Annotated in this window: 18 protein-coding genes; 14 read left to right on the top strand and 4 right to left on the bottom strand. The window is 66.9% G+C overall.

Features of this window, described 5'->3' with window-relative positions; translation table 11 throughout:
* The first annotated feature begins 33 nt into the window (after positions 1-33).
* Positions 34-363 (top strand): DUF485 domain-containing protein, encoded by a 330-nt coding sequence (locus ACEN9H_RS21745; RefSeq protein ID WP_056127114.1) that lies wholly within the window; start codon positions 34-36, stop codon positions 361-363.
* Positions 360-2,027, top strand: a complete 1,668-nt coding sequence (locus tag ACEN9H_RS21740) for a cation acetate symporter (RefSeq protein WP_413672042.1) — start codon at positions 360-362, stop codon at positions 2,025-2,027. The genes ACEN9H_RS21745 and ACEN9H_RS21740 overlap by 4 nt, the downstream gene beginning before the upstream one ends.
* Before the next feature lie 101 nt (positions 2,028-2,128).
* On the opposite strand, the gene ACEN9H_RS21735 is transcribed toward ACEN9H_RS21740, so the two are convergent.
* Positions 2,129-3,247: an alpha/beta hydrolase gene (locus ACEN9H_RS21735; protein ID WP_413672041.1), complete on the bottom strand. Its 1,119-nt coding sequence runs from the start codon at positions 3,245-3,247 to the stop codon at positions 2,129-2,131.
* A gap of 227 nt (positions 3,248-3,474) precedes the next feature.
* Between ACEN9H_RS21735 and prpB the strand changes: the two genes are divergently transcribed.
* From prpB to ACEN9H_RS21710, 5 genes are all read left to right on the top strand, one after another.
* Positions 3,475-4,365, top strand: a complete 891-nt coding sequence (prpB, locus tag ACEN9H_RS21730; protein WP_413672040.1) for a methylisocitrate lyase — start codon at positions 3,475-3,477, stop codon at positions 4,363-4,365.
* An 11-nt stretch (positions 4,366-4,376) separates the two neighbouring features.
* Positions 4,377-5,537, top strand: a complete 1,161-nt coding sequence (prpC, locus tag ACEN9H_RS21725) for a 2-methylcitrate synthase (RefSeq protein ID WP_413672039.1) — start codon at positions 4,377-4,379, stop codon at positions 5,535-5,537.
* A gap of 134 nt (positions 5,538-5,671) precedes the next feature.
* Positions 5,672-8,272, top strand: a complete 2,601-nt coding sequence (gene acnD, locus ACEN9H_RS21720; protein ID WP_413672038.1) for a Fe/S-dependent 2-methylisocitrate dehydratase AcnD — start codon at positions 5,672-5,674, stop codon at positions 8,270-8,272.
* Positions 8,273-8,323: 51 nt separating this feature from the next.
* Positions 8,324-9,514, top strand: a complete 1,191-nt coding sequence (gene prpF, locus ACEN9H_RS21715; RefSeq protein WP_413672037.1) for a 2-methylaconitate cis-trans isomerase PrpF — start codon at positions 8,324-8,326, stop codon at positions 9,512-9,514.
* Between the two features lie 159 nt (positions 9,515-9,673).
* Complete coding sequence (locus ACEN9H_RS21710) at positions 9,674-12,490, top strand: EAL domain-containing protein (protein WP_413675620.1); 2,817 nt, start codon at positions 9,674-9,676, stop codon at positions 12,488-12,490.
* Here ACEN9H_RS21710 and xth read toward each other — a convergent pair.
* On the bottom strand, positions 12,487-13,251 hold the full coding sequence (xth, locus tag ACEN9H_RS21705; protein ID WP_413672036.1) for an exodeoxyribonuclease III: 765 nt from the start codon (positions 13,249-13,251) through the stop codon (positions 12,487-12,489). The genes ACEN9H_RS21710 and xth overlap by 4 nt on opposite strands.
* Positions 13,252-13,697: 446 nt before the next feature.
* On the opposite strand from xth, the gene ACEN9H_RS21700 reads away from it, so the two are divergent.
* From ACEN9H_RS21700 to ACEN9H_RS21690, 3 genes are all read left to right on the top strand, one after another.
* Entirely contained in the window at positions 13,698-14,048 is a 351-nt protein-coding gene (locus ACEN9H_RS21700) for a hypothetical protein (RefSeq protein WP_056127129.1), read from the top strand.
* Positions 14,048-14,254 carry a DUF1653 domain-containing protein gene (locus ACEN9H_RS21695; RefSeq protein WP_413672035.1) on the top strand — a complete coding sequence of 69 codons (207 nt, stop codon included), beginning with the start codon at positions 14,048-14,050 and terminating at the stop codon, positions 14,252-14,254. The genes ACEN9H_RS21700 and ACEN9H_RS21695 overlap by 1 nt, the downstream gene beginning before the upstream one ends.
* Positions 14,255-14,344: 90 nt before the next feature.
* Positions 14,345-14,815 (top strand): hypothetical protein, encoded by a 471-nt coding sequence (locus ACEN9H_RS21690; RefSeq protein WP_413672034.1) that lies wholly within the window; start codon positions 14,345-14,347, stop codon positions 14,813-14,815.
* A 57-nt stretch (positions 14,816-14,872) separates the two neighbouring features.
* Here ACEN9H_RS21690 and ACEN9H_RS21685 read toward each other — a convergent pair whose 3' ends face one another.
* Positions 14,873-16,369: a leucyl aminopeptidase gene (locus ACEN9H_RS21685; protein ID WP_056127132.1), complete on the bottom strand. Its 1,497-nt coding sequence runs from the start codon at positions 16,367-16,369 to the stop codon at positions 14,873-14,875.
* Positions 16,370-16,481: 112 nt separating this feature from the next.
* Here ACEN9H_RS21685 and lptF point away from each other — a divergent pair, with 112 nt between their 5' ends.
* From lptF to ACEN9H_RS21670, 3 genes are read left to right on the top strand one after another with little or no spacing between them, the layout of a single operon-like run.
* Positions 16,482-17,633 (top strand): LPS export ABC transporter permease LptF, encoded by a 1,152-nt coding sequence (gene lptF, locus ACEN9H_RS21680; protein ID WP_056127134.1) that lies wholly within the window; start codon positions 16,482-16,484, stop codon positions 17,631-17,633.
* A complete protein-coding gene (gene lptG, locus ACEN9H_RS21675; protein ID WP_056127136.1) occupies positions 17,630-18,814 on the top strand; it encodes an LPS export ABC transporter permease LptG in 1,185 nt (394 codons plus the stop codon). Before lptF ends, lptG begins: the two co-directional genes overlap by 4 nt.
* Positions 18,814-19,185 carry a sirohydrochlorin chelatase gene (locus ACEN9H_RS21670; RefSeq protein ID WP_056127138.1) on the top strand — a complete coding sequence of 124 codons (372 nt, stop codon included), beginning with the start codon at positions 18,814-18,816 and terminating at the stop codon, positions 19,183-19,185. The genes lptG and ACEN9H_RS21670 overlap by 1 nt, the downstream gene beginning before the upstream one ends.
* 3 nt (positions 19,186-19,188) lie before the next feature.
* Here ACEN9H_RS21670 and ACEN9H_RS21665 read toward each other — a convergent pair whose 3' ends face one another.
* Complete coding sequence (locus ACEN9H_RS21665) at positions 19,189-20,823, bottom strand: hypothetical protein (protein ID WP_413672033.1); 1,635 nt, start codon at positions 20,821-20,823, stop codon at positions 19,189-19,191.
* A gap of 340 nt (positions 20,824-21,163) precedes the next feature.
* On the opposite strand from ACEN9H_RS21665, the gene ACEN9H_RS21660 reads away from it, so the two are divergent.
* On the top strand, positions 21,164-24,412 hold the full coding sequence (locus ACEN9H_RS21660; protein WP_413672032.1) for a DUF4214 domain-containing protein: 3,249 nt from the start codon (positions 21,164-21,166) through the stop codon (positions 24,410-24,412).
* The last annotated feature ends 27 nt before the right edge of the window (positions 24,413-24,439 follow it).

Here is a 24,439-nt window from a genome sequence, read left to right as displayed (position 1 = left end):
GAGCGGCGCATTACTAGAAGATTGGAGACAAAAGTGGAAGATGACATCGTCCAGCGGGTCAAAGCAGACCCGAATTACCAAAAGCTCGTCAAATCGCGCTCCAGCTACGGCTGGTTGCTGACCTGGGCCGTGATGATCGTGTATTACGGCTTCACGCTGCTCAACGCCTTCGACAAGCAGTTCATGGCCTCGAAGATCGGTGCCGGCGTCATGTCGTGGGGCGTGCCGCTGGGTCTGTTCGTGATCCTGTTCACCGTCGCGGTCACCGGCATCTACGTGCGCCGCGCCAACAGCGAGTTCGACGCGCTGACCGACGCCATCCAGCGTAACGCCGCTTCGGGCAAGGACAAGGTGCGCGCATGAAGAACACGTCCCTCATGAAGAGCGCCGCCGCCGCCGCGCTGCTGGCCGCCACCGGCGCCGTCATCGCCGCGCCCGACCTGGGCCAGGCACAGAAACAGCCCACCAACTGGACCGCGATCATCATGTTCGTCGGGTTCGTGATCTTCACCCTGTTCATCACGAAGTGGGCCGCCAAGCGCACCCGTTCCGCCTCCGACTTCTACACGGCCGGCGGTGGCATCACCGGCTTCCAGAACGGCCTGGCGATCGCCGGCGACTACATGTCGGCAGCATCGTTCCTGGGCATTTCCGCGGCCGTGTTCGCCAACGGCTTCGACGGCCTGATCTATGCGATCGGCTTCCTCGTCGGCTGGCCCGTCATCACGTTCCTGATGGCCGAGCGCCTGCGTAACCTGGGCCGCTTCACGTTCGCCGACGTGGCCGCCTACCGCTTCGCGCAGAAGCCGGTCCGCATGTTCGCGGCCTCCGGCACGCTCGTCACCGTGCTGTTCTACCTGATCGCGCAGATGGTCGGCGCCGGCCAGCTGATCAAGCTGCTGTTCGGCCTGGACTACTGGATCGCCGTCGTGATCGTGGGCGCGCTGATGATGGTCTACGTGCTGTTCGGCGGCATGACCGCCACGACCTGGGTGCAGATCATCAAGGCCGTGATGCTGCTGGGCGGCGCCACGTTCATGGCGTTCTCCGTGCTGGCCCTGTACAACTTCAGCCCGGAAGCGCTGTTCGCCAAGGCCGTCGAAGTGCACAGCAAGAAGGATGCGATCATGGGTCCGGGCGGCTTCATCAAGGATCCGATTTCCGGCATCTCGTTCGGCATGGCCCTGATGTTCGGTACCGCCGGCCTGCCGCACATCCTGATGCGTTTCTTCACGGTCCCGAGCGCCAAGGAAGCGCGCAAGTCGGTGCTGTGGGCAACCACCTGGATCGGCTACTTCTACATCCTGACCTTCATCATCGGCTTCGGCGCGATCGTGCTGGTCGGTACGAACCCGGCGTTCAAGGACGCTGCCGGCAAGCTGCTGGGCGGTAACAACATGGCGGCCGTGCACCTCGCCAACGCCGTCGGCGGCGACGTGTTCCTCGGCTTCATCTCGGCCGTCGCGTTCGCAACGATCCTGGCCGTCGTGGCGGGCCTGACCCTGTCCGGCGCCTCGGCCGTGTCGCACGACCTGTACGCCACCGTGGTCAAGAAGGGCCAGCCGGCCCCGGGCAGCGAACTGCGCGTGTCGCGGATCACGACGGTCTTCCTGGGCATTGCCGCCGTGCTGCTGGGTATCGTGTTCGAGAAGATCAACGTGGCCTTCATGGTTTCGCTGGCCTTCGCGATCGCGGCCTCGGCCAACTTCCCGGTGCTGTTCATGTCCGTCCTGTGGAGCAAGTGCACCACCCGCGGCGCGACCGTGGGCGGCTTCCTGGGCCTGGGAACCGCCGTCATCCTGACGCTGCTGTCGAAGTCCGTGTGGGTCGACGTCTTCCACAATGCGCACGAGATCTTCCCGTACACGTCGCCGGCGCTGTTCTCGATGACCGTCGGCTTCGTCGGCGTGTGGCTGTTCTCGGTCACCGACAAGAGCCCGCGTGCCGCCATCGACAAGGCCGGCTACGAAGCACAGGAAGTGCGTTCGGAAACCGGTATCGGCGCCGCAGCGGCATCGGCACACTGATGTAAACGTGGGCACGCCTCATTTGGGGCCCCGGCCCCAAATGCCCGCCCTACGGCTGCTGTCTCACGAACCCGCACGCACCCGCGTGCGGGTTTTTTCGTTCACGGCGCCACGTCGCCGGCCTTCTCGGCGAACGGCCGCGCATACTTCACGAGCGAGACCAGCGTCTTGCCCGGCTCCTCGTTGAAGATCTCGTGCGCCGAGTCCTCGAACCACACGAGCTGCTTGGCCGGCGCCTTCACCTTGTCGAACCATTCCGCCGTGGCCGATGCCGACACGTTGTAGTCGTGGCGGCCGTTGAAGATCACGATGGGGCAGCGGAAGTTGGTGTAGACGCTGAAGTCCTGCGCGAGCACGTCCGTCAGCATGCGGCTGGACGAGAACTCCGTACCGTCCCACATGGTCTTCAGGTCGGCATCCGTGTATTCCGGCGCCAGCTTCGCGGCCGCCGATTCGGCGTCGAACCCTGTCCGGCCGTAGACGGCGCCGCCGTAGCGCGCGAGCCATTTGCGTTGCAGGTACAGATCCTTCAGCACGAGCGGCTTGCCCGGCGCGGCGTACGGCGCGATCGAGGCCAGTTCGCGGATCGCGTCCTGGTTGTCTTCCTTGCGCGCCGCGTCCATCGTGTACCGCCAGCCGCGCCGTTCGGATTCCATCGCATCCGTGACCTGTCCGATGCCGATGTACGCGTGCAGCCAGTCCGGATGGCGTTGCGCGAGCTGGATGCCGAGCGACGACCCCCACGAGTGGCCCAGCACGAAGATGCGGTCCTTGCCGAATTCCTTGCGCAGGAACGCGACCATCTCTTCGGCGTCGGCCAGCATCCGGGCGCGCGTCATCGTGGGGGCGATCTGCGCCGGGTCGTTGGCGGCATACGTCTTGCCGGCGCCGCGCTGGTCCCATTGCACGACCGTGAAATATTCTTCCCAGCCGCGCTGGAAATACCAGCTCGTCGGCATCGCGACATAGCCCGGGCCGCCGTGCAGGAACAGCAGCACGGGATTGCGCCGGTCCGTGCCGCGCACGCTGATCCATTGGGCTATGCCGCCGATGCGTACTGCGCGCGTCTGTTCGATGCCTTGCGGCGTGACGATGCGGCGCATGCCGGCGATGATGTTCACCGCTTCCGCGCGGCTGTCCGGGCCGGCAGCGGCGGCGGACGTGGTGATGGACAGGCCGGCCAGCAGCGCGGCGCACAGCCTGGATGAGCGTTTTGACATGGTGGTCCTCGTGTTTGTCGATGTGGTGGTGGCGGGTCGCGCGCAGTGTGTTCAGTTTCCTTCGATGTGTCAACGTTGTTTCATTTTGAAACGCGATGAAACGTGTCATGACCGGGCGAACCACCCAACCCCTTGAATATCCGGGCTGTCTGCGTTGCCGCGTAAGTGGCACGGTCCTTGCAAACCCATAGGCCACCATCACAGAACGCATCATGAAAGGGTAGGACATGAGCCAACAATCCGCCGGCGCCAAATTCCGCCAGGCCGTCCAGGAAGAACATCCACTGCAGGTCATCGGCGCCATCAACGCCAACCACGCGCTGCTCGCCAAGCGGGCCGGCTACCGTGCGATCTACCTGTCGGGCGGCGGCGTCGCGGCCGGATCGCTGGGTCTGCCGGACCTCGGCATCTCCGGTCTCGAAGACGTGCTGATCGACGTGCGCCGCATCACCGACGTGTGCGACCTGCCGCTGCTCGTCGACATCGACACCGGTTTCGGTTCATCGGCGTTCAACGTCGCGCGCACCGTCCGCTCGCTGATCAAGGCCGGCGCGGGCGCCTGCCACATCGAGGACCAGGTCGGCGCCAAGCGCTGCGGCCACCGTCCGGGCAAGGAAATCGTCACCCAGGGCGAGATGGTCGACCGCGTGAAGGCCGCCGTCGACGCGCGCACGGACGACGACTTCGTCATCATGGCGCGCACGGACGCGCTGGCCGTCGAGGGTCTGGACAAAGCCGTCGAGCGCGCGGTCGCGTGCGTGGAGGCGGGCGCCGACATGATCTTCCCGGAAGCCATCACGAGCCTGGAGATGTACGCGCAGTTCAAGAAAGCGGTCAAGGTGCCGATCCTCGCGAACATCACGGAATTCGGCGCGACGCCGCTGTTCACCGTGGACGAGCTGCGCGGCGCCGACGTCGACATCGTGCTGTACCCGCTGTCCGCGTTCCGCGCGATGAACAAGGCCGCGGAAAACGTCTATGAAGCCATCCGCCGCGACGGCACGCAGAAGAACGTCGTCGACACCATGCAGACCCGCGCCGAACTGTACGAGCGCATCGATTACCACAGCTACGAACAGAAGCTCGACGCGCTGTTCGCCCAGAATAAATCCAAATAAAGGAGACGCAAATGACCGACGTGAAGACCGATACGCCCACCTTCAAACCGAAGAAATCCGTCGCGCTGTCCGGCGTCGCCGCCGGCAATACGGCCCTGTGCTCCGTGGGCCGCTCCGGCAACGACCTGCACTACCGCGGCTACGACATCCTGGACGTGGCGGGCAACAGCGAGTTCGAGGAAATCGCCTACCTGCTCGTGCACGGCAAGCTGCCGAACGAGGCGGAGCTGCGCGGCTACAAGGCCAAGCTGAAATCGCTGCGCGGCCTGCCGCACGCCGTGAAGGCCGCGCTGGAAGCGCTGCCCGCCGGCGCGCATCCGATGGACGTGATGCGCACGGGCGCGTCGGTGCTGGGCTGCGTGCTGCCGGAAAAGGACGACCACAACATCGCCGGCGCGCGCGACATCGCGGACCGCCTGATGGCGTCGTTCGGCTCGATGCTGCTGTACTGGTACCACTACAGCCACAACGGCAAGCGCATCGACGTGGAGACCGATGACGATTCGATCGGCGGCCACTTCCTGCACCTGCTGCACGGCTTCAAGCCGTCGGACGAGTGGGTCAAGGCGATGCACACGTCCCTGATCCTGTACGCGGAACACGAGTTCAACGCGTCGACGTTCACCGGCCGCGTCATCGCCGGCACCGGTTCCGACATCTATTCCGCGATCACGGGCGCGATCGGCGCGCTGCGCGGTCCGAAGCACGGCGGCGCCAACGAAGTGGCGCTCGACATCCAGAAGCGCTACGAGAACGCGGACGAGGCGGAAGCCGACATCCGCAACCGCGTGGCGAACAAGGAAGTCGTCATCGGCTTCGGCCACCCGGTCTACACGATTTCCGACCCCCGCAACAAGGTGATCAAGGAAGTGGCGCGCACGCTGTCGCAAAGCGCCGGCTCGATGAAGATGTTCGACATCGCCGAGCGCCTCGAATCCGTGATGTGGGAAGTGAAAAAGATGTTCCCGAACCTCGACTGGTTCTCGGCCGTCTCGTACCACATGATGGGCGTGCCGACGGCGATGTTCACGCCGCTGTTCGTCATCTCGCGCACGTCCGGCTGGTCGGCACACGTCATCGAGCAGCGCATCGACAACAAGATCATCCGCCCGAGCGCGAACTACGTCGGTCCGGAAGACCTGACCTTCGTGCCGCTGGCCGAGCGCAAGTAAACATACATGCGGCCCGAACACCGTCGTTCCCGCGCAGGCGGGAACCCAATTACGTCGCGTACCGGCGGACTGAAACTGGATCCCCGCCTTCGCGGGGAAGACAATGCAAGGGCCGCGGACTACGGAGTCGCAAAATGAACAGCCATTATCGCAAGCCCCTGCACGGCACGAACCTGCATTACTTCGACGCGCGCGCCGCGGTCGAGGAGATCCAGCCCGGCGCCTGGGACACGCTCCCGTACACCTCGCGCGTGCTGGCCGAAAACCTCGTGCGCCGCTGCGATCCCGTCGCACTGGTGCCGTCGCTGAAGCAGATCATCGAGCGCAAGCGCGACCTCGATTTCCCGTGGTTCCCCGCGCGCGTCGTGTGTCACGACATCCTCGGCCAGACGGCCCTCGTCGACCTGGCCGGCCTGCGCGACGCCATCGCGCAGGAGGGCGGCAATCCCGCGCTCGTGAATCCGGTCGTGCCGACGCAGCTCGTCGTCGACCACTCGCTCGCCGTCGAATGCGGCGGCTTCGATCCGGACGCGTTCGCGAAGAACCGCGCCATCGAGGACCGCCGCAACGAAGACCGCTTCGACTTCATCGAATGGACCCGCAAGGCGTTCGAGAACGTCGACGTGATCCCGCCGGGGAACGGCATCCTCCACCAGATCAACCTGGAGCGCATGAGCCCCGTTGTGCAGGTGAAGGATGGCGTGGCATTCCCCGACACGCTCGTCGGCACCGACTCGCACACGCCGATGGTCGATGCGCTGGGCGTCATCGCGATCGGGGTCGGCGGCCTGGAAGCGGAAAGCGTCATGCTGGGCCGCGCGTCGTACATGCGCCTGCCGGACATCGTCGGCGTCGAGCTGACCGGCAAGCCGGGGCCCGGCATCACGGCGACCGACATCGTACTGGCGCTGACGGAATTCCTGCGCAAGTCGAAAGTCGTCTCGGCCTATCTCGAGTTCCATGGCGAGGGCGCCGCGAATCTCACGCTGGGCGACCGCGCGACGATTTCCAACATGGCGCCGGAATACGGCGCGACCGCGGCAATGTTCGCCATCGACGAGCAGACCATCAAGTACCTGAAGCTGACGGGCCGCGACGACGACCTGGTCAAACTGGTCGAGCTGTATGCGAAGGAAACGGGCCTGTGGGCGGACACGCTCGAGAACGCGCAGTACGAACGGACGCTCCATTTCGATTTGTCGACCGTCGTGCGCAACATCGCCGGCCCGTCGAACCCGCACAAGCGCGTGGCGACGGCGGAGCTGGCGCAGCACGGCATCACGGGCAAGGTCGAGAACGAGCCGGGCAAGATGCCCGACGGCGCGGTCATCATCGCCGCCATCACGAGCTGCACGAACACGAACAACCCGCGCAACATGGTGGCCGCAGGTCTCATCGCGCGCAACGCGAACGCGCGCGGGCTCACGCGCAAGCCGTGGGTGAAGTCGTCGCTCGCGCCGGGCTCCAAGGCCGTGCCGCTGTACCTGGAGGAAGCGGGGCTGTTGCCGGAACTCGAAAAGCTGGGCTTCGGCGTGGTCGCCTTCGCGTGCACCACCTGCAACGGCATGTCCGGTGCGCTGGACCCGGCGATCCAGCAGGAGATCGTCGAGCGCGACCTGTACGCGACCGCGGTCCTGTCGGGCAACCGCAATTTCGACGGCCGCATCCACCCGTATGCGAAGCAGGCGTTCCTCGCGTCGCCGGCGCTCGTCGTCGCGTACGCCATCGCGGGCACGATCCGCTTCGACATCGAGAAGGACGTGCTGGGCATCGATGCCGACGGCAAACCGGTGCGCCTCGCGGACATCTGGCCGAGCGATGCGGAGATCGACGCCGTCGTCGAGCGCGCCGTGAAGCCGCAGCAGTTCCGCAAGGTGTACGACATCATGTTCGCGCGCCGCGAAGGCGGTGACGATGCCGTGGCGCCGCTGTACGACTGGCGCCCGATGAGCACCTACATCCGCCGTCCGCCGTACTGGGAAGGCGCGCTCGCCGGTGAGCGTACCTTGACCGGCATGCGTCCGCTGGCGGTCCTGGGCGACAACATCACGACGGACCACCTGTCGCCGTCGAACGCGATCATGCTGAACAGCGCCGCGGGTGAATACCTCGCGAAGATGGGCCTGCCGGAAGAGGATTTCAATTCGTACGCGACGCACCGCGGCGACCACCTGACGGCGCAGCGCGCCACGTTCGCGAATCCGACCCTGAAGAACGAGATGGTGCGCAACCCGGATGGCAGTGTGCGTGCCGGTTCGCTCGCGCGCATCGAGCCGGAAGGCACCGTGACCCGCATGTGGGAAGCGATCGAGACGTACATGGAGCGCAAGCAGCCGCTGATCGTGATCGCCGGTGCCGATTATGGGCAGGGCTCGTCGCGCGACTGGGCCGCGAAGGGCGTGCGCCTGGCGGGCGTGGAAGCCATCGCGGCCGAAGGCTTCGAACGCATCCACCGCACGAACCTCGTCGGCATGGGCGTGCTGCCGCTGGAATTCCAGCCGGGCACCACGCGCCTCACCCTCGGGATCGACGGCACGGAGACGTTCGACGTCGTGGGCGCGCGCACGCCGCGCGCGACCCTCACGCTGGTCATCCATCGCCGCAGCGGCGAAACGGTCGAGGTGCCGGTGATCTGCCGTCTCGACACGGCTGAAGAAGTGTCGATCTACGAGGCGGGTGGGGTGCTGCAGCGGTTTGCGCAGGACTTCCTCGCGTCTTCCAAAGTCGCGGCATAAAAACACCGTCGCCCCTGCTTTCGCGGGGACGACGGGCTAGGGACAACACTCATGACTCACGTACCACAAATCAAAATCCCCGCCGTCTACATGCGCGGCGGCACGAGCAAAGGCGTGTTCTTCCGCCTGCAGGACCTGCCCGAGGCGGCGCAGGTCCCCGGCGAGGCGCGCGATACATTCCTGCTGCGCGTGATCGGCAGCCCCGACCCGTACGCGAAGCACATCGACGGCATGGGCGGCGCCACGTCCAGCACGAGCAAGACCGTGATCGTCGCGCCGTCCTCCCGTCCCGGCCACGACGTCGACTACCTGTTCGGCCAGGTCGCCATCGACAAGCCGTTCGTCGACTGGAGCGGCAACTGCGGCAACCTGTCGGCCGCGATCGGCCCGTACGCCATCGCCAACGGCTTCATCGATCCCGCGCGCATCCCCGACAACGGGACCGTCGTCGTGCGCATCTGGCAGGCCAACATCGGCAAGACGATCGTCGCCCACGTGCCCATCGCGGACGGGCAGGTGCAGGAGACGGGCGACTTCGAGCTCGATGGCGTCACGTTCCCGGCGGCCGAGGTCCAACTCGAATTCATGGACCCCGCGGCCGAGGAAGGGGAGGGCGGCGGCGCGATGTTCCCGACCGGGAACCTGGTCGACGACCTCGAGGTGCCCGGCGTGGGCACGCTGAAGGCGACCCTGATCAACGCCGGCATCCCGACCGTCTTCGTGAACGCCGCCGACATCGGCTACACGGGCACGGAGCTGCAGGATGCGGTCAACGGCGACCCGAAGGCGCTGGCGATGTTCGAGACGATCCGTGCCTACGGCGCCATGCGCATGGGCCTGATCGCGCACGTCGAGGAAGCCGCGCGCCGCCAGCACACGCCGAAGGTGGCCTTCGTCGCGCCGCCGGCGGCCTATACCGCGTCGAGCGGCAAACAGGTCGAGGCGGGCGACATCGACCTGCTCGTGCGCGCCCTGTCGATGGGCAAGCTGCACCATGCGATGATGGGCACGGCGGCCGTCGCGATCGGCACGGCGGCCGCGATCCCGGGCACGCTCGTGAGCCTCGCCGCGGGCGGCAGGGCGCACGAGGCGGTGCGGTTCGGCCATCCGTCCGGCACCTTGCGCGTGGGCGCCGAGGCGCGGCAGGAGGACGGCGGCTGGGTCGTCACGAAGGCGGTGATGAGCCGCAGCGCGCGCGTGCTGATGGAAGGTTGGGTGCGCGTGCCGGGCGACGCCTTCTGAGACCGTTGCTGCGCCGCGTCACACGCGGAAATTCATCTTTCCCGAACGATAAATCAGGTGGGTTTTCGGCTATGATCCATCCAAAAATCGACATAGCGCCTTGTCAATAGGCGCGCTAGGGACAGAGGGATGGATCGGGGAACGAGCATAGCGGCCTTGGTGGCCGACGCACTGGCATTGATCGCCGCGCCGGCCTGCGCCTGCGACGGCGAGGGCACCATCTGGGCCGCGAACGCGGCGCTGGCCGAACTGGCCGGCGGCGACGTGGTGGGACGGCCGCTGGTGTCGCTGTTCTGCCCGCGTACGGCGGCGGCGATGGCGGTCGAGATCCGCCTGTCGCAGTCCGGCGAACGCCGCTGGGACGGTTTGATCGAACACGGCGCCACCGGCCGGCCCGTCGAGGTACGCGCGAAGCCACTGTCCCCGGAGGGCGCCACCTTCGTCTTCGGCGACGTGCTCACGTTCGGCGACGGCCAGGCCGCGCTGCGCGGGCGCCTGCTGGAACAGGCCGCGGTCGTCGAACATGCGCCGGTCGGCATTGCCGTCACGTTGCCCGACCTGGTCAAGTCGTGCAATCCGCGCATGGCGGAGATGCTGGGCTATGCGCCGGAAGAACTCATCAACCACAGCCCGGCCCGGGTGTTCGCCTCGCGCGCCCAGTACGAGGCGTTCATCGGCGAGGCCGTCGTCGTGCTGACGGCCGGCAGCCTGTTCGAAAAGAGCGAGGTGCCGCTGCGGCGGCGCGACGGCAGCACGATCTGGTGCCGCATCCGCGCCAAGGCCGTCGACATGAGCGCACGCGAGGCCGGCACCGTGTGGATCGTGGAAGACGTCACGGAAGCGCGCCAGGCGTTCACCGAGATCCAGTCGATCATGACCAATGCCACGATCGGGATCTTCTTCACGCGCGCCCGCACCATCACGCGCTACAACCACTGTTTCGGCTCGATGTTCGGCTATTCCCCCGGCGAGGTGCTGGGCCGTTCGACGCGCGTGCTGTATGCCGACGACGTCGCGTTCGACGCAATGGGCCGCACCGCGTACGGCGTGCTGGCGCTGGGCGGTTCGTTCAAGACCGAGACGACGATGGTGCGCCGCGACGGCACGCGGATGTGGGTGAACATGATCGGCTACGCCGTCAATCCCGAGGAACTGGGCACCGGCACGATGATCTGGATGATCGAGGACCGCACCGGCCAGAAGGCGGCCGAGGAATCGCTGCGCAACGCGCTGCTGGAAAACCAGGCGATCCTCGACAACGCCGTGCTGGGCATCGCGGTCGTCGAGAAGGGCCGGACCCTCCATTGCAACCGCAAGATGGAAGAATTGTTCGGCCACCAGGGCGGCAGCATCGAGGGACTGCCGGTGCGCGAGCTGTATCCCGACGACGCGGGCTGGATCGCCGCGCGCGAGCAGACGCGGCGCGATTTCGAGGCGGGCCGCGTGCACATGGCCGAGTACGAACTGGTGCGGCGCGACGGCAAGCGTTTCTGGGCGCGCCTGTCGGGCCGCCCGTTCGACATGGCGGACCGGGGCGGGCGCAGCGTCTGGCTGATCGACGACGTCACCGCCCAGCGCGAGGCGGCGGACGCGCTGCGCCGCGCGCGCGACGAGCTCGAAGTGCGCGTGCAGGAACGCACGGCGGAGCTGCAGGCCGAGATCGTCGAGCGGCGCCAGGCCGAGGCGCGCGTGCACCACATGGCGTACCACGACGCGCTCACGGGCCTGCCGAACCGCGCGCTGCTGTCCGACCGCCTGGACCGCGCGCTGTTGTCGGCCGGGCGCGACGGCATGAAGCTGGCCCTGCTGTTCATCGACCTGGACCGCTTCAAGACCATCAACGATTCCCTCGGCCACCTGGCGGGCGACCACCTGCTGAAGGAAGTGGCGCAGCGCCTGTGCCGCGTCGTGCGCGCCAGCGACACCGTCGCGCGCCTGGGCGGCGACGAATTCGTCGTGCTGGTGCCGGGCGTGCGCGCGGCCGAGGAGTGCGGCCTCGTGGGCGACAAGATCATCGCGGCGCTGGCGGCGCCCATCGAATTCGAAGGCCACAGCCTGCACATCTCGCCGTCGATCGGCATCTGCCTGTACCCGGACGACGGCGATGATGCGGCGGGCCTGATGCGCAAGGCCGACGCCGCGATGTATTACGCGAAGGCGGCGGGCCGCAACAATTACCAGTTCTACGCGGAGCCGATGAACGCGGCGGCCGCGCGCCATTTCGAGATGGAGACGCGCCTGCGCGGCGCGCTGCTGCGCGAGGAATTCGTGCTGTTCTACCAGCCGATCGTGGACGTACGCGACGGCCGCGTGCACGGCCTGGAAGTGCTGCTGCGCTGGCGCCATCCGGAGCAGGGCCTCGTGGCGCCCGACGACTTCATCCCGATCCTGGAAGAGAACGGCCTGATCGTGCCGGTCGGCGAATGGGTGATCCGGCGCGCCTGCGAACAATCGATGGCCTGGCAGCGCGCGGGCCTGCCGGCGCTGCCGCTCGCGGTGAACCTGTCCGCGCGCCAGTTCATGCACCGGGGCCTGATCCAGTCGATCCGCGCCATCGTCGACGACACCGGCATCGAGCCGGGCCTGCTGGAATTCGAGATCACGGAAACGGCGCTGATGCAGCACGGCGGCCAGACGCCGGAGACGCTGGGCCAGATCTACCGCATGGGCATCCGCCTGTCGATCGACGATTTCGGCACCGGCTATTCCAGCCTGGCGTATCTGAAGCGCTTCCCGGTCCGCAAGATCAAGATCGACCGTGCCTTCGTGCGCGACCTCGAGACGAGCAGCGAGGACCAGGCCATCGTCGCGGCCATCATGGCGCTCGCGGGGAGCCTCGGCATGGCCGTCGTGGCGGAGGGTGTCGAGACTGACGCGCAGCTGGCGCTGCTGCGCCGGCACGGGTGCCAGTATGCCCAGGGCTATCTGTTCGCGCGGCCGCTGGATGCCGCTGCCGTGCCGGCCCTGCTGGATTAAAGGAGCGTCGCGATCACCGGCGTGTGATCGGACGGCTGCTCCCACTTGCGCGGTTCGCGGTCGATGACGCACGCCTCGCAGCGCTTGGCGAGCGTCTGCGACAGCAGGATGTGGTCGATGCGCAGGCCGCGGTTGCGGCGGAACGCCATCTGGCGGTAGTCCCACCAGCTGTACTGCTTCTCGGGCTGCTCGAATAACCGGAACGCGTCGACGAGACCGAGGCCGCACAGTTCGCGCAGCTGCTCGCGTTCCAGGTCGGAGCAGTGGATCTGGCCCGCCCACAGTTCCGGGTCGTGCACGTCGCGGTCTTCGGGCGCGATGTTGTAGTCGCCCAGGATCGCGAACTGTTCGTGGATGTTCAGTTCCTCGCCGACCCAGGTGCGCAGCGCGGCCAGCCAGCCCATCTTGTAGGCGTATTTGTCGGAGCCGACGGCCTGGCCGTTCGGCACGTAGGCGCAGATGAAACGCACGCCGCCGATGGTGGCGGCGATCAGGCGCTGCTGCTCGTCCTGGTAATGCGGGTTGTTGCGCACGACGTCGGCGATGGGGAGGCGCGACAGAATCGCCACGCCGTTGTACGTTTTCTGGCCGCTGAACACGACTTCGTAGCCGGCCTCGTTGATCGCGGCGACGGGGAATTTGTCGTCGGTGAGCTTGGTCTCCTGGATGCAGAGGACGTCGATGGGGTTGGCGGCGAGCCACTGGAGCAGGTGCGGCAGCCGCACTTTCAGCGAGTTCACGTTCCAGGTTGCGATTTTCATGGGCTATCTTGGTGCGGAGGCCGGACCGTCCGGCACAATCCGGGCAGTATCGTGTCTTTGAATCATTCTTGCAACATAAGTTGGCCTCTGAAGCCATGACACGATTGTCATTATTTGTTTCGATTGCAACAAAGATGTCGTAAAATTATTGTCCGTGGAGTAAAAAATCGTAACGACGCTGGAAAGTTGCGCCGAACTGTGACAAGATGTAACAATCACAGCAAGAGACGGGACATTTACGTATTGTCTCCTTCTCGAAAGAAAAAAATTGCAGTAGGCCAACTTTGGTTGTACTATTGGCATATTGCTCTGGAACCAAGTATTCAATCGCAATCCGTTGCATTGATCAGATGGTTGCCGTGGTCGGTCGAGCGGCCGGCTTAGGCAGGTGTGTACGATCGCGGATCCGAGAGCAGGATTTGCACACAGCTTTGTAAAGGACAACAATGCGCCAAGCATTTGAAGCATGGGCCCAACGCGATGGCCACATTGTCCGGCGTCGTGAAGACAAGCCGGAAGAGTACCTCGTGTACGAAACCCAACGCCGCTGGCTGATCTGGCAGGCCGCGCTGGCACACGGACAAAAGACCGCGGCCGAAGCGCCGCAGAAATTCGCGCCGTCCGAGAACCAGCCGCAGAAGATGCAGGCCGACGAGGCGAGCGTGCGCAATCGCGTCCTCAACGAGGTGCTGGACGCGTTCAGCGAACTGGATGACAACGCCGGCATCGAAGGCATCGTCAAGGTCATCCAGAACCTCAAGAAGAGGAATCGCGCCACGGCCGAAGAAAAGGCCTGATGCGCTACCGCCACTACAAGGGCGGTGTGTACGACGTGGTCTGCGAGGCTGTCCTCGAGGCGGACCACACGGCCGTGATCGTGTATCGCGGGCAGGACGGCAAGACCTGGGTCCGCCCGCGGGATGCATTTTTCGGACTGGTCGACGTGGACGGGAAGCGCATGCCGCGCTTCGCGCCCATCGACCCGGTGCCGGCCGCGGTTTAGCAACGCCATCCCGGCGATCCTGGGATGCGCTTCGCCTCATGTCTTTCCGATTGCCGCCGTAAACGGGTGGTAAGCATTCCCGGTGAAGACATGTCCCTGATTTTTTTTCGTACCGCCTGCATCGGCGCGCTGTGCACCGCCATGGCCGGCTGCGTGACGGCGCCTGCCGAAACCCCCACGCAACAGCTGGAAGTTCACACCATCCTCGACCACCGCGAGGTGAAGGGTGTCGGCTGCGTGTTGTCCAACGCGGCGGGGCGCTGGTTCGTCGTGACGCCCGCACGGGTCACGGTCGAGCGCAGCAGGAGTCCCCTGACGATCGACTGCGCGCGCGACGGCACGGGCAGCGCGCGCGAAGTCGCCGACGCGCACGCCACCTCGTTCTTCGACACCGACCGGCTGATCGGCAACATCATCGTCAGCGCCGGGGGCGACGGCTACGTCAATCCGTACGACGGCAACGGCGTCGCCTACCAGTCCACCCTCACCGTGCTGATGCGGCCCGCGCTGCCGCGCGCGGGGGCGGCGGAGTCGGCGGCGCCCGGCAACGTCGTGTTCTGATGCCCGGATAAAAAACGGGCGCCCGCGGGCGCCCGTCGTGCGCGGGGCGAAAAGCGCTTACACGCGGTTCAGCAGGAACGTGGTGAGCAGCGGCACCGGACGGCCGGTCGCACCCTTGGCCGCGCCCGATTTCCACGCCGTGCCGGCGATGTCCAGGTGCGCCCACGTGTAGTTGCGCGTGAAGTTCTCCAGGAAGCAGGCCGCCGTGATCGATGCGCCGCCCGGCGTGCCGATGTTGGCCAGGTCGGCGAAGTTCGACTTCAGCTGCTCGTTGTACTGCTCGCCGATCGGCAGGCGCCAGGCCGGGTCGCCCGCCTGCCTGCCGGCGTCCAGCAGTTCCTGGGCGAGGGCGTCGTGGGCGTCGTCGTGGCGCGTGAACACGCCCGACGTGTGGTGGCCCAGCGAGACGATCACGGCGCCCGTCAGGGTCGCGATGTCGACGACGGCGGCCGGCTTGAAGCGCTCGGCATAGGTCAGGGCGTCGCACAGGATCAGGCGGCCCTCGGCGTCCGTATTCAGGATCTCGATGGTGGTGCCGTTCATCGCGGTGACGATGTCGCCCGGCTTGGTGGCGCGGCCCGACGGCATGTTCTCGCACGCGGCCACGATGCCGACGACGTTCAGCTTCAGGCCCATCTCGCCGATGGCGCGGAAGGTGCCCAGCACCGAACCGGCGCCGCACATGTCGTACTTCATCTCGTCCATGTTCGGACCCGGCTTCAGCGAGATGCCGCCCGTGTCGAACGTGATGCCCTTGCCGACGAGGACCACCGGCGCATCGTTCTTCTTGCCGCCGTTGTGCTTCAGGACGATGAACTTCGGCGGCTCTTCGCTGCCGCGCGTGACGGACAGGAAGCTGCCCATCTTGAGGGCTTCGAGCTGCTTGCGGTCGAGGACTTCGATGTCGAAGCCGTAGTCGCCCGCCAGCTTCTTCGCCGTGTTCGCGAGGTAGGTCGGGGTGCAGACGTTCGGCGACAGGTTGCCCAGTTCCTTCGTCAGGTTCATGCCGTTCGCGACGGCCTGCGCCTGCGCCAGCACGGCCTTGATCTGCGGCGTCGCGGCCGGGACGGCGATGGCCAGCTTGCGCACGCCGGTGGGTGCCGGATCCTTCTTGCTCTTTTGCGCGTCGGTGCGGAATTCCGCTTCGTTCGCGGCGATGACGATGTTCTTCAGCGCCCAGTTCAGGTCGCGGGCTTTCACATTCTCCAGCGGGAATGCGATAATGGCATCCTGCGCGCCCAGCGAAGCGAAGGTTTTCAGGGCAGCGGTCACGGCACCGGCAAAGCTTTTCTCGCTCACGGCTTCGTCGGCGCCCATGCCGACCAGCAGCACGCGGGCAGCGCTCACGCCGGCCACGCCGCGCAGCAGCAGGGTGGAGCCGGGCTTGCCGGAGATGTCACCCGACTTGACGGCGGCGCCGATCGCGCCGTTCAGATCGAGGGCTTTCGCCGCCTCCGACAGTTTCTTGTTTTCGAACACCGCGACTGCCACACAGCCCGATTTGGCTGCGGCCAGCGTGTTTTTTGTGTCGAATGCTTTTATGCTAAAGTCCATTTGATTCTCCGTTTCGAGTTTTTGACGCGCGTGCTGTCCGAGGAACCTTCCAAATGGCACCCGCTTGTGACGGTTCCCGGGGTTCCTTCCAACCAGCAATTATAACTATCGAATGATTTTCCAACGCGCCCTACAGCGTGAATTGGCCAGCGTGGCCGGTGCCACCTTCACGGTCCTGTTTACGATCTTCGTCACCTGGACCCTGATCTCCATCCTCGGCAAGGCCGCCGGCGGCAAGGTCGCCTCGGGCGACGTGCTGGCGCTGATCGGCTTTTCGGTGCTGAATTATCTGCCAACAATCATCATTCTTACCAGCTTTATCGCGGTCATCGCCACCGTGACGCGCAGCTATCGCGACTCGGAAATGGTCGTGTGGTTCGCGTCCGGCCAGTCGCTGATGCGGTGGGTGCCGCCGGTGCTCGTGTTCGGCCTGCCCATGGTGGCGATCGTCGCCGCGCTGTCGTTCGTGGCGACACCGTGGGCCAAGATGAAGAGCGCGGAATTCGTCGAGCGCTTCGAGAAGCGCGAAGACCTCAAGCGCGTGTCGCCCGGCCAGTTCCGCGAATCGCCGTCCACGAACCGCGTGTTCTTCGTCGAAGGCAGCACGAGCGGCGCGACCGTCGTGCAGAACGTGTTCGTGAATTCCGTCGACGCCGACGGCAATTCCATCGTCGTCGCCAAGGAAGGCGTGATCGAACCGGACGGCAAGGGCGGGCAATACCTCGTGCTGAAGAACGGCCGGCGCTACCTGGGCAAGCCGGGACGCGCCGATTTCCAGTCGATGGAGTTCGAGCGCTACCGCATGCGCGTCTCCAGCCAGGCGCCCGTGATCGGCACCGAGACGCCGGCCGACGCCTTGTCCACGCCGGCGCTGCTGGCGCTGCCGGACAACCGCTACACGAACGCCGAACTGCTGTACCGGGTGTCGGCGCCGATCTCCTGCCTCGTGCTGATGCTGCTGGCGATCCCCCTCGGCTTCGTCAATCCGCGCGCCGGCAGCTCCGCCAACCTGATCCTCGCGCTGCTGATCTTTTTCACCTACAGCAACCTGTCGAAACTGTTCGAGGCCAGCGTCAAGCAGGGAAAGATGGCCTTCGGCGTGGCGTGGTGGCCGCTGCACGTGTTCGCGCTCGTGGTCGTGGCCGGGCTGTTCGCGTGGCGCCTGAACGTCAACCACCCGTGGCATCCGCTCGCCCTGCTGGGCGCCCTCAAGCGGCGCCGCCTGCTGCGCGGCGGTGCGGTGACGCAGGAGGGCGCGCAATGAAGATCCTGCAGCGCTACTTCTTCGTCAACATCGCGCAGGCCGTCGCCTTCGTGCTCGTGGCGTTCCTGGGCCTCATCGCCTTCATGGACCTGACCCAGGAACTGCCGTCGGTGGGCAAGGGCGGCTACATGATGCAGCACGCGATCCTGTACGTGCTGCTCCTGCTGCCCGGCCACGTGTACGAGGTGATGCCGGTCGCCGCGCTGATCGGCACCATCTACACGATGGCGCAGTTCGCGCAGAGTTCGGAATTCACGATCATGCGGGCGTCGTCGATGTCGACGCAGCAGGCCGGCATCATCCTGGCGAAGATCGGCGTGCTGTTCGTCGCCGTCACGTTCCTGTTCGGCGAATTGATCACGCCACGCACGGCGCCGATCGCGGAACGCGTGCGCCTGTCCGCGAAGGGTGCGACGGTGTCGGCCGAATTCCGCTCGGGCATGTGGACCAAGGACACGATCCATGCGGGCGGCGTGAAGGGGCCCGTGACGGGGTCGCGTTTCTTCAACGCGCGCCAGATCCGCCCGGACGGCCAGCTGATCGACCTGCGCCTGTACGAGTTCGACAACAGCATGCGCATGCGCTCCCTGATCACGGCCGCCAGCGCCACGTTCAGCGGCAACGGCACCTGGCGCCTGAACGACGTCACCGAGACCCTGTTTGCGAATAGCCGCGAACTGCCCGCGCCGGGCACGCCCATTCCGGCCGGCCAGACCATCCAGAGCACGTACGGCCAGGACACGGCGTCCGTTTCCACGCGCAAGGTGGCGAACCTCGACCTCGTGTCCGAGATCACGCCGAAGATCCTGTCGGTGTCGCGCTCCGATCCGGAGCGGATGTCCGCGAACGAGCTGGCCGTGTACACGCGCCACCTCGCGGAAAACCGCCAGGAGACGGAGCGCTTCAAGATCGCATTCTGGAAGAAGCTGTTCGACCCGCTGTCGATCTTCGTGCTGATGGCGCTCGCGCTGCCGTTCGGCTACCTGCACACGCGCAGCGGCGGCGTGAGCCTGAAGATCTTCATCGGCATCATGATCGGCGTGAGCTTCCTGTTGATTAACTCGTTGTTTTCGCACGTGGGCATGTTGTCGACCTGGCCGGCCTTCGTGACGGCGGCCGCGCCCAGCCTGCTATTCCTGCTGCTGGCGATCGGCGCCCTGCGCTGGGTGGAGAGACACTGATGGAAAAAGCACTCGTATTGTTCGCCCACGGCGCCCGTGCCGCCACCTGGGCCGCGCCGTTCCAGCGCCTGCGCGACCTGACCGCGGCGCAGCGTCCGGATTGCGCGGTGTCGCTGGCGTTCCTCGAACTGATGACGCCTAGCCTGCCGGACGAAGTGGGCGCCCAGGTGGCGCTCGGCGCGCGCGACATCACCATCGTCCCCGTGTTCCTGGGGCAGGGCGGCCACCTGCTGCGCGACCTGCCGCTGCTGCTGGAGCAGCTGCGCGCCACCCATCCGCAGGTGACGTTCCGCACCGTCCCCGCGGTCGGCGAGGACCCCGGCGTACTGGCGGCGATGGCCGCCTACTGTGCCGGGGCGGACGCCGCCTGAGTCTTACTTGTTGACGGTCACCGGGCACATCTGGACCGGCGACGGGCTCTTGCCGATCGCCGCCGGATAGCGCTTGCAGCCGGCGGGGTCGAGCGTCAAGCCATAGCGGGCCAGGTTCTGCGTGGCCGCCTTGACCACGGCCTCGTCCTTCTCGACCTGGTCGCGGGGATCGGCGGCCAGCATCGCGTAATGTGGACCGGGCCGGCTCGCGATCACGGACTGGATCCGCTCGAGGTAGGCGGGCGACTCGGGGAAGCCCGCGCCGAGCGAAATGACGCGCACTTCGCGCGGGACGAAGGTCGAGACCCAGCCCATCGGCGGATCGCCGTGCGCGGTGAAGACGAGCGTCGACTCCGGATGTTCCATCGGCGGCAGTTGCGCGCTGAAACTCTTCTCGGCCCAGCCGGCATGCCCCCACGTGATGAACGGGTAGACGTAGAGCGACGTGAACAGCAGCATGGCGCCCGCCAGATACGGACCGACGCGCGGCCCGGTCAGGCGCGGGACCAGCACCCACACCATCAGCGGTCCCAGCAGTTCGATGGGCACCAGGTAGCGGTAGATGCTGAACAGCTTCAGCCACACGAGATAGCCGACGATGCCGAAGATCAGCAGGAAGCGCGCGCGCGGCGCCAGGCGTTCCGCCGGCGCGCCGCCGCGCACCGTGTCGTACAGCCAGCGCGCGAGGAACGCGAGGGCCAGCGCGTACAGCAGCGGCACGATCGCCTGCTTGAACGGCAGTTCCGACACGCGCGAGAATTCCCGGCTGAACACGAATGGCCAGAACAGGGCTTCCAGCGCGCCGTGCGGCAAGTGATCGGTGTCCATGACGGCGACCTGCTGCGCCAGGGGACTCTTGAAGATGCTGTTAAATTGCGGGAACAGCGGATTGCCGAACGTCTTCCACATCCGCCACCACCACGGCCCGGCCGCGATCGCGACCCCGGCGAGCGTGCCGCACCCGTACGTGAACGCCGCCGCGATCCCGCGTCCGAACGTGGCGGGCACCGCCAGCAGCGCGACGCACAGCGCGAGCGCATACGATGCATTGGTGAGCTTCAGCCCGGCGCCCAGTCCCATCACGACGCCCGCCAGCAGCAGCGTGGCGACGGCGCCGTCCGACAGGGCCTGCAACCGGTCCCAGCCGCGCATGACGATGCACAGCGACGCCAGGATGAACAGGGCGCTCAGGTTGTCGCCCATCGTATTGCCGACCTGCGACAGGAAGCTGGGGCCGCACATGCCCGCGAGGGCCAGCAGAATGCACAGGCGGTTGTCGGCCTTGTCCCGGGGCAGCATGAGCCGTGCGAGCGTCAGCAGCAGGATGAAGTTGAGTCCATGGACGAACCCCATCACGAACCCGACGGCCCGGCCCGGCAGCCACTGGTTCAGCAGGTAATAGGGGACGTCGATCGCCGGATTGAAATAGCTTTGCCAGTTCCCGGCCGCCATGTCGACGTGCAGCCGGTCGTTGAACAAGGCATACGGGTTGTACCAGTGGTAATTGCGCAGGTCCCAGTTTTCGTCCTGGCCCAGCCACACGGAGAGCAGGCCGAACAGGACGGGGACGAGCATCGACGTGAGCACGGGCGCGCGCTCGTGCCGCAGGAATGCGGTACAGCGATTCAAAAAACGCATGTTGATCCTTCAGGTGTATCGGTAAATCGTGTGAAGCCGTGAACAGGACGGCCCGCAAAGGGCGCTGGGAAGCAGGTACGCGGGAATGCCAGACTGTTGCTCCAAAGATTATAACTGCTCGCGGGCATGGCCGATTCGGCAAGCTGGCAGGTTCGATATCTCCGTTGTCGTCGTTGCATCCATCCCTGCCAATTCGGTTGCAGCAGTAGAAACGTTCCGTTGGTTTACGGGCGTCTTTACTCTCGAAAGGCAATTTCCTCATTGAATTTAAGTTTTCCATAGGGAATTATATGCGGATGGGGTAGCCACGCTCCCGCCGCCCGCCATCGATACCCACGCCATGACCACTCCCACGACCTCCCACTATGTCCGTCCGGGCCAGGCCAGCTCGGCCTGGAGCTATGCCGGCGCCACGCTGCCGGCCGGCGCCTCGACGTCCGCCGTCACCGCCGTCGCCTTCGACGCGGCCGGCAGCCTGGGCCAGGCATTCGCCCGCGGCGACATGCAGTACAGCCAGGACAACGGCCGGACGTGGCTCGCCTACACGATGCCGGTCGACGGCCAGGGCGCGTACGTCGCGACGGCCGGCACGCTGTGGCGGTTCCAGGACCGCCTGGCCGGCGACGGGGCGACGCCGGACACGTTCGGCATCCACTACAAGCTGGCGGACGGCAGCGTCGTCACGGCCGAGGACACCGTGTTCCCGGACAGCCAGCCCGTGGGCATCGTCGGCGGCGACGGCATCGTGTTCACCACCGCGCACGCGGGCGACGTCGTCGACGTCGTGGCCGGGATCGACACGGGCGACCTGACGGGCGGCCGCTGGGTGATCGAGAGCCAGTCGCAACCGGGCCTGTTCGGCATCAGCTACAACCCCGCCGTCGACACGGCTGCCCGGCTGGTGGTCGCCGACGCGAGCCAGCTGCCGGCCGGCGGCCTGTCGGCCGCGGTGACCGTGCACTACTACGACCGCTACCAGGTCGACGGCAACGGCAATCCGCTCCCGAACACGGGCGTCACGCAGGTCCTCACCTATGCGGTGGAAGACGGCGCGACGGACGGCCTGCCCGGCTTCGCCAACGAATCGAAAGCCGGCGCCGCGCTGGACGCATGGACGTCCGCCCCGGCGCTGGCCACCCTGTCGGGCGGCGGCGTCGCCGCCGTCTGGCAGGGCCAGGGCGCGGGCCTGTGGGCGCAGCTGCGCGACGCGGCCGGCAATCCGCTGGGCGCCGCATTCGCGCTCACGCCGAATGGCGATGCCGGTGTCGAAGGCCAGCCGGCCGTCGCCGCGCTGGCCGGCGGCCGCTTCGTCGTCGCGTACACGCTGAACGACGGCGGCGCGAACCAGATCGCCTACCGCGTCGTGGACGCCGGCGGCAGCGCGGGCGTCGAGCACGTGCTCGACGCCGGGATGTCCGGCGACGCCGCCATGCCGGCCGTGGCGACGCTCGCCGACGGCTCATTCGCCGTCGGCTGGCGCAGCGGCGCGGCCGTGCACGTGCAGCAGGCCGCCGCGGACGGCACCCCCGCCGGCGCGCAGCAGGTGTACGACGCCCTCGGCTCGGCCTACAGCCCCGCGCTGGCCGCGCTCGCGGATGGCGGGTACGTCGTGTCGTGGGGCGAGATCAACGACGGCAACGTCTACGCCGCGTTGAGCCGCGCACCGGCGTCCGTGTTCGTCGCGAGCGGCGACGGCTACGCGGCCAGCACGACGACGGCCGCGCCGCTGCCGCACGTGGCGGCGCTCGCGGGCGGCGGCTTCGTCGTCGCGTGGGACAGCTATGTCAACGACCCGTGGGGCTTCGCGAACAGCGACATCTTCTTCCAGCGCTTCGACGCCGCCGGCCATGCCGTGGGCGCCGTCGCGCAGGCCAACGTGGCATCGGGCGGCAGGCATGATGATGCCGCCGTCACGGCGCTGTCCGACGGTTCCTTCCTCGTCGCGTGGCAGGGCGCGGACGGCGACGGCAACGGTATTTTCGGCCGCCGGTTCGACGGGGACGGCAACGCCATCGACAGCCAGGAATTCGGCATCAGCCAGCTGCGCAGCGGCGACCAGGCCAGCCCGGACGTGACGGCGCTGGCCGGCGGCGGCTTCGCCGGCGCGTGGATCGATACGGGGGCGTCCGGCACGGCCAGTGTCGAGATGCGCGTGCTGGCGGGCGTGCCCACGGCCAGCGTCCAGGACGTGCCGGCACCGGCACCCGCACCCGCACCCGCACCCGCACCCGCACCCGCACCCGCACCCGCACCCGCACCCGCACCCGCACCCGCGCCCGCGCCCGCGCCGGCACCTGTGACGAGTCCCCCGGCCACCGGCACGTCGGCCGCGCTGTCGAAAGTGGCGAGCGTCGCCATGACCGACGGCACGCACGTGCTGGCGGCCGTGGCGGGCGAGAGCAAGGTGACGGGGACGTCCGGCGTCGACACGCTCGTGTACACGACCGCGCGCGCCGGGGCGACCGTCGTCGCCGCCGACGGCGCCGTGTCCGTGACGGACGCCGTCGGCAACCACGCGACGCTGGTGGGCGTCGAGCGCATCCAGTTCAGCGACGGCGTGGTGGCGCTGGACGTGAACGGCAACGCGGGTGCGGCGTACCGCCTGTACCAGGCCGCGTTTGCGCGCACGCCGGACAAGACCGGCCTCGGCTTCTGGATCGATGCGCTGGACAAGGGCACGCCGCTGGCGCAGGCCGCGTCCGGCTTCATCGGCAGCGCCGAGTTCGCCAAGCTGTACGGCAGCAACGTGAGCGACGCGCAATTCGTGGATGCCCTGTACCAGAACGTGCTGCACCGCGCACCGGACGCCGCCGGCTACGCGTTCTGGACGGATGCCCTGCATTCGACGTCGCGCGCCGACGTCCTCACCGGCTTCAGCGAGAGCGCCGAGAACAAGGCCCAGGTCGCCAACAGCATCCGGAACGGCATCGATTACGTGGCGCCGGCCGGCGGCACCCTGTCGGGCTCGGGCGCGCTGAAGATGGCCAACGTCGCGTTCAGCGGCAATGCCCATGTGCTTGCTGCCGTGGCGGGCGACAGCAAGGTGACGGGGACCGCCGGCGTCGACACGCTCGCGTACACGACCGCGCGCGCCGGTGCGACCATCGTCGCGGACAACGGTGTCGTGTCCGTGAAGGATGCCGTCGGCAACCACGCGACGCTGACGGGCGTCGAGCGCCTCCAGTTCAGCGACGGCATGGTGGCGCTGGACGTGAACGGCAATGCGGGCGAAGCTTACCGCCTGTACCAGGCCGCGCTGGGCCGTACGCCGGACAAGACCGGCCTCGGCTTCTGGATCGATGCGCTGGACAAGGGCACGTCGCTGGCGCAGGCCGCCGCCGGCTTCATCGGCAGCGCCGAGTTTGGCAAGCTGTACGGCACCAACGTGAGCGACGCGCAATTCGTTGAGGCCCTGTACCAGAACGTGCTGCACCGCCCGCCGGACGCCGCCGGCTACGCGTTCTGGACGGATGCGCTGCATTCCACGTCGCGCGCCGATGTCCTCGTCGGGTTCAGCGAGAGCACGGAAAACCAGGTGCAGGTCATCGGCAGCATCCAGAACGGCATCGACTACCTGCACTGGGGTTGAGTCGCACGAAGTTTGTCGCGCATCATG

This window comes from Massilia cellulosiltytica (assembly GCF_047325105.1).
Classification (GTDB): domain Bacteria; phylum Pseudomonadota; class Gammaproteobacteria; order Burkholderiales; family Burkholderiaceae_D; genus Telluria; species Telluria orientalis.
The sequence above is the reverse complement of the archived record's forward strand: the minus strand, read 5'-3'. Positions and strand labels throughout refer to the sequence as shown.

Excerpts from the sequence above, each read along its gene's own strand:
- xth (WP_413672036.1), bottom strand. The coding sequence starts at position 13,251 with ATGAAAATCGCAACCTGGAACGTGAACTCGCTGAAAGTGCGGCTGCCG.
- ACEN9H_RS21670 (WP_056127138.1), top strand. The coding sequence starts at position 18,814 with ATGGAAAAAGCACTCGTATTGTTCGCCCACGGCGCCCGTGCCGCCACC.
- ACEN9H_RS21735 (WP_413672041.1), bottom strand. The coding sequence starts at position 3,247 with ATGTCAAAACGCTCATCCAGGCTGTGCGCCGCGCTGCTGGCCGGCCTG.
- acnD (WP_413672038.1), top strand. The coding sequence starts at position 5,672 with ATGAACAGCCATTATCGCAAGCCCCTGCACGGCACGAACCTGCATTAC.
- ACEN9H_RS21660 (WP_413672032.1), top strand. The coding sequence starts at position 21,164 with ATGACCACTCCCACGACCTCCCACTATGTCCGTCCGGGCCAGGCCAGC.
- prpF (WP_413672037.1), top strand. The coding sequence starts at position 8,324 with ATGACTCACGTACCACAAATCAAAATCCCCGCCGTCTACATGCGCGGC.
- prpC (WP_413672039.1), top strand. The coding sequence starts at position 4,377 with ATGACCGACGTGAAGACCGATACGCCCACCTTCAAACCGAAGAAATCC.
- ACEN9H_RS21740 (WP_413672042.1), top strand. The coding sequence starts at position 360 with ATGAAGAACACGTCCCTCATGAAGAGCGCCGCCGCCGCCGCGCTGCTG.
- ACEN9H_RS21690 (WP_413672034.1), top strand. The coding sequence starts at position 14,345 with ATGTCCCTGATTTTTTTTCGTACCGCCTGCATCGGCGCGCTGTGCACC.
- lptF (WP_056127134.1), top strand. The coding sequence starts at position 16,482 with ATGATTTTCCAACGCGCCCTACAGCGTGAATTGGCCAGCGTGGCCGGT.
- ACEN9H_RS21695 (WP_413672035.1), top strand. The coding sequence starts at position 14,048 with ATGCGCTACCGCCACTACAAGGGCGGTGTGTACGACGTGGTCTGCGAG.
- lptG (WP_056127136.1), top strand. The coding sequence starts at position 17,630 with ATGAAGATCCTGCAGCGCTACTTCTTCGTCAACATCGCGCAGGCCGTC.
- ACEN9H_RS21700 (WP_056127129.1), top strand. The coding sequence starts at position 13,698 with ATGCGCCAAGCATTTGAAGCATGGGCCCAACGCGATGGCCACATTGTC.
- ACEN9H_RS21685 (WP_056127132.1), bottom strand. The coding sequence starts at position 16,369 with ATGGACTTTAGCATAAAAGCATTCGACACAAAAAACACGCTGGCCGCA.
- ACEN9H_RS21665 (WP_413672033.1), bottom strand. The coding sequence starts at position 20,823 with ATGCGTTTTTTGAATCGCTGTACCGCATTCCTGCGGCACGAGCGCGCG.
- prpB (WP_413672040.1), top strand. The coding sequence starts at position 3,475 with ATGAGCCAACAATCCGCCGGCGCCAAATTCCGCCAGGCCGTCCAGGAA.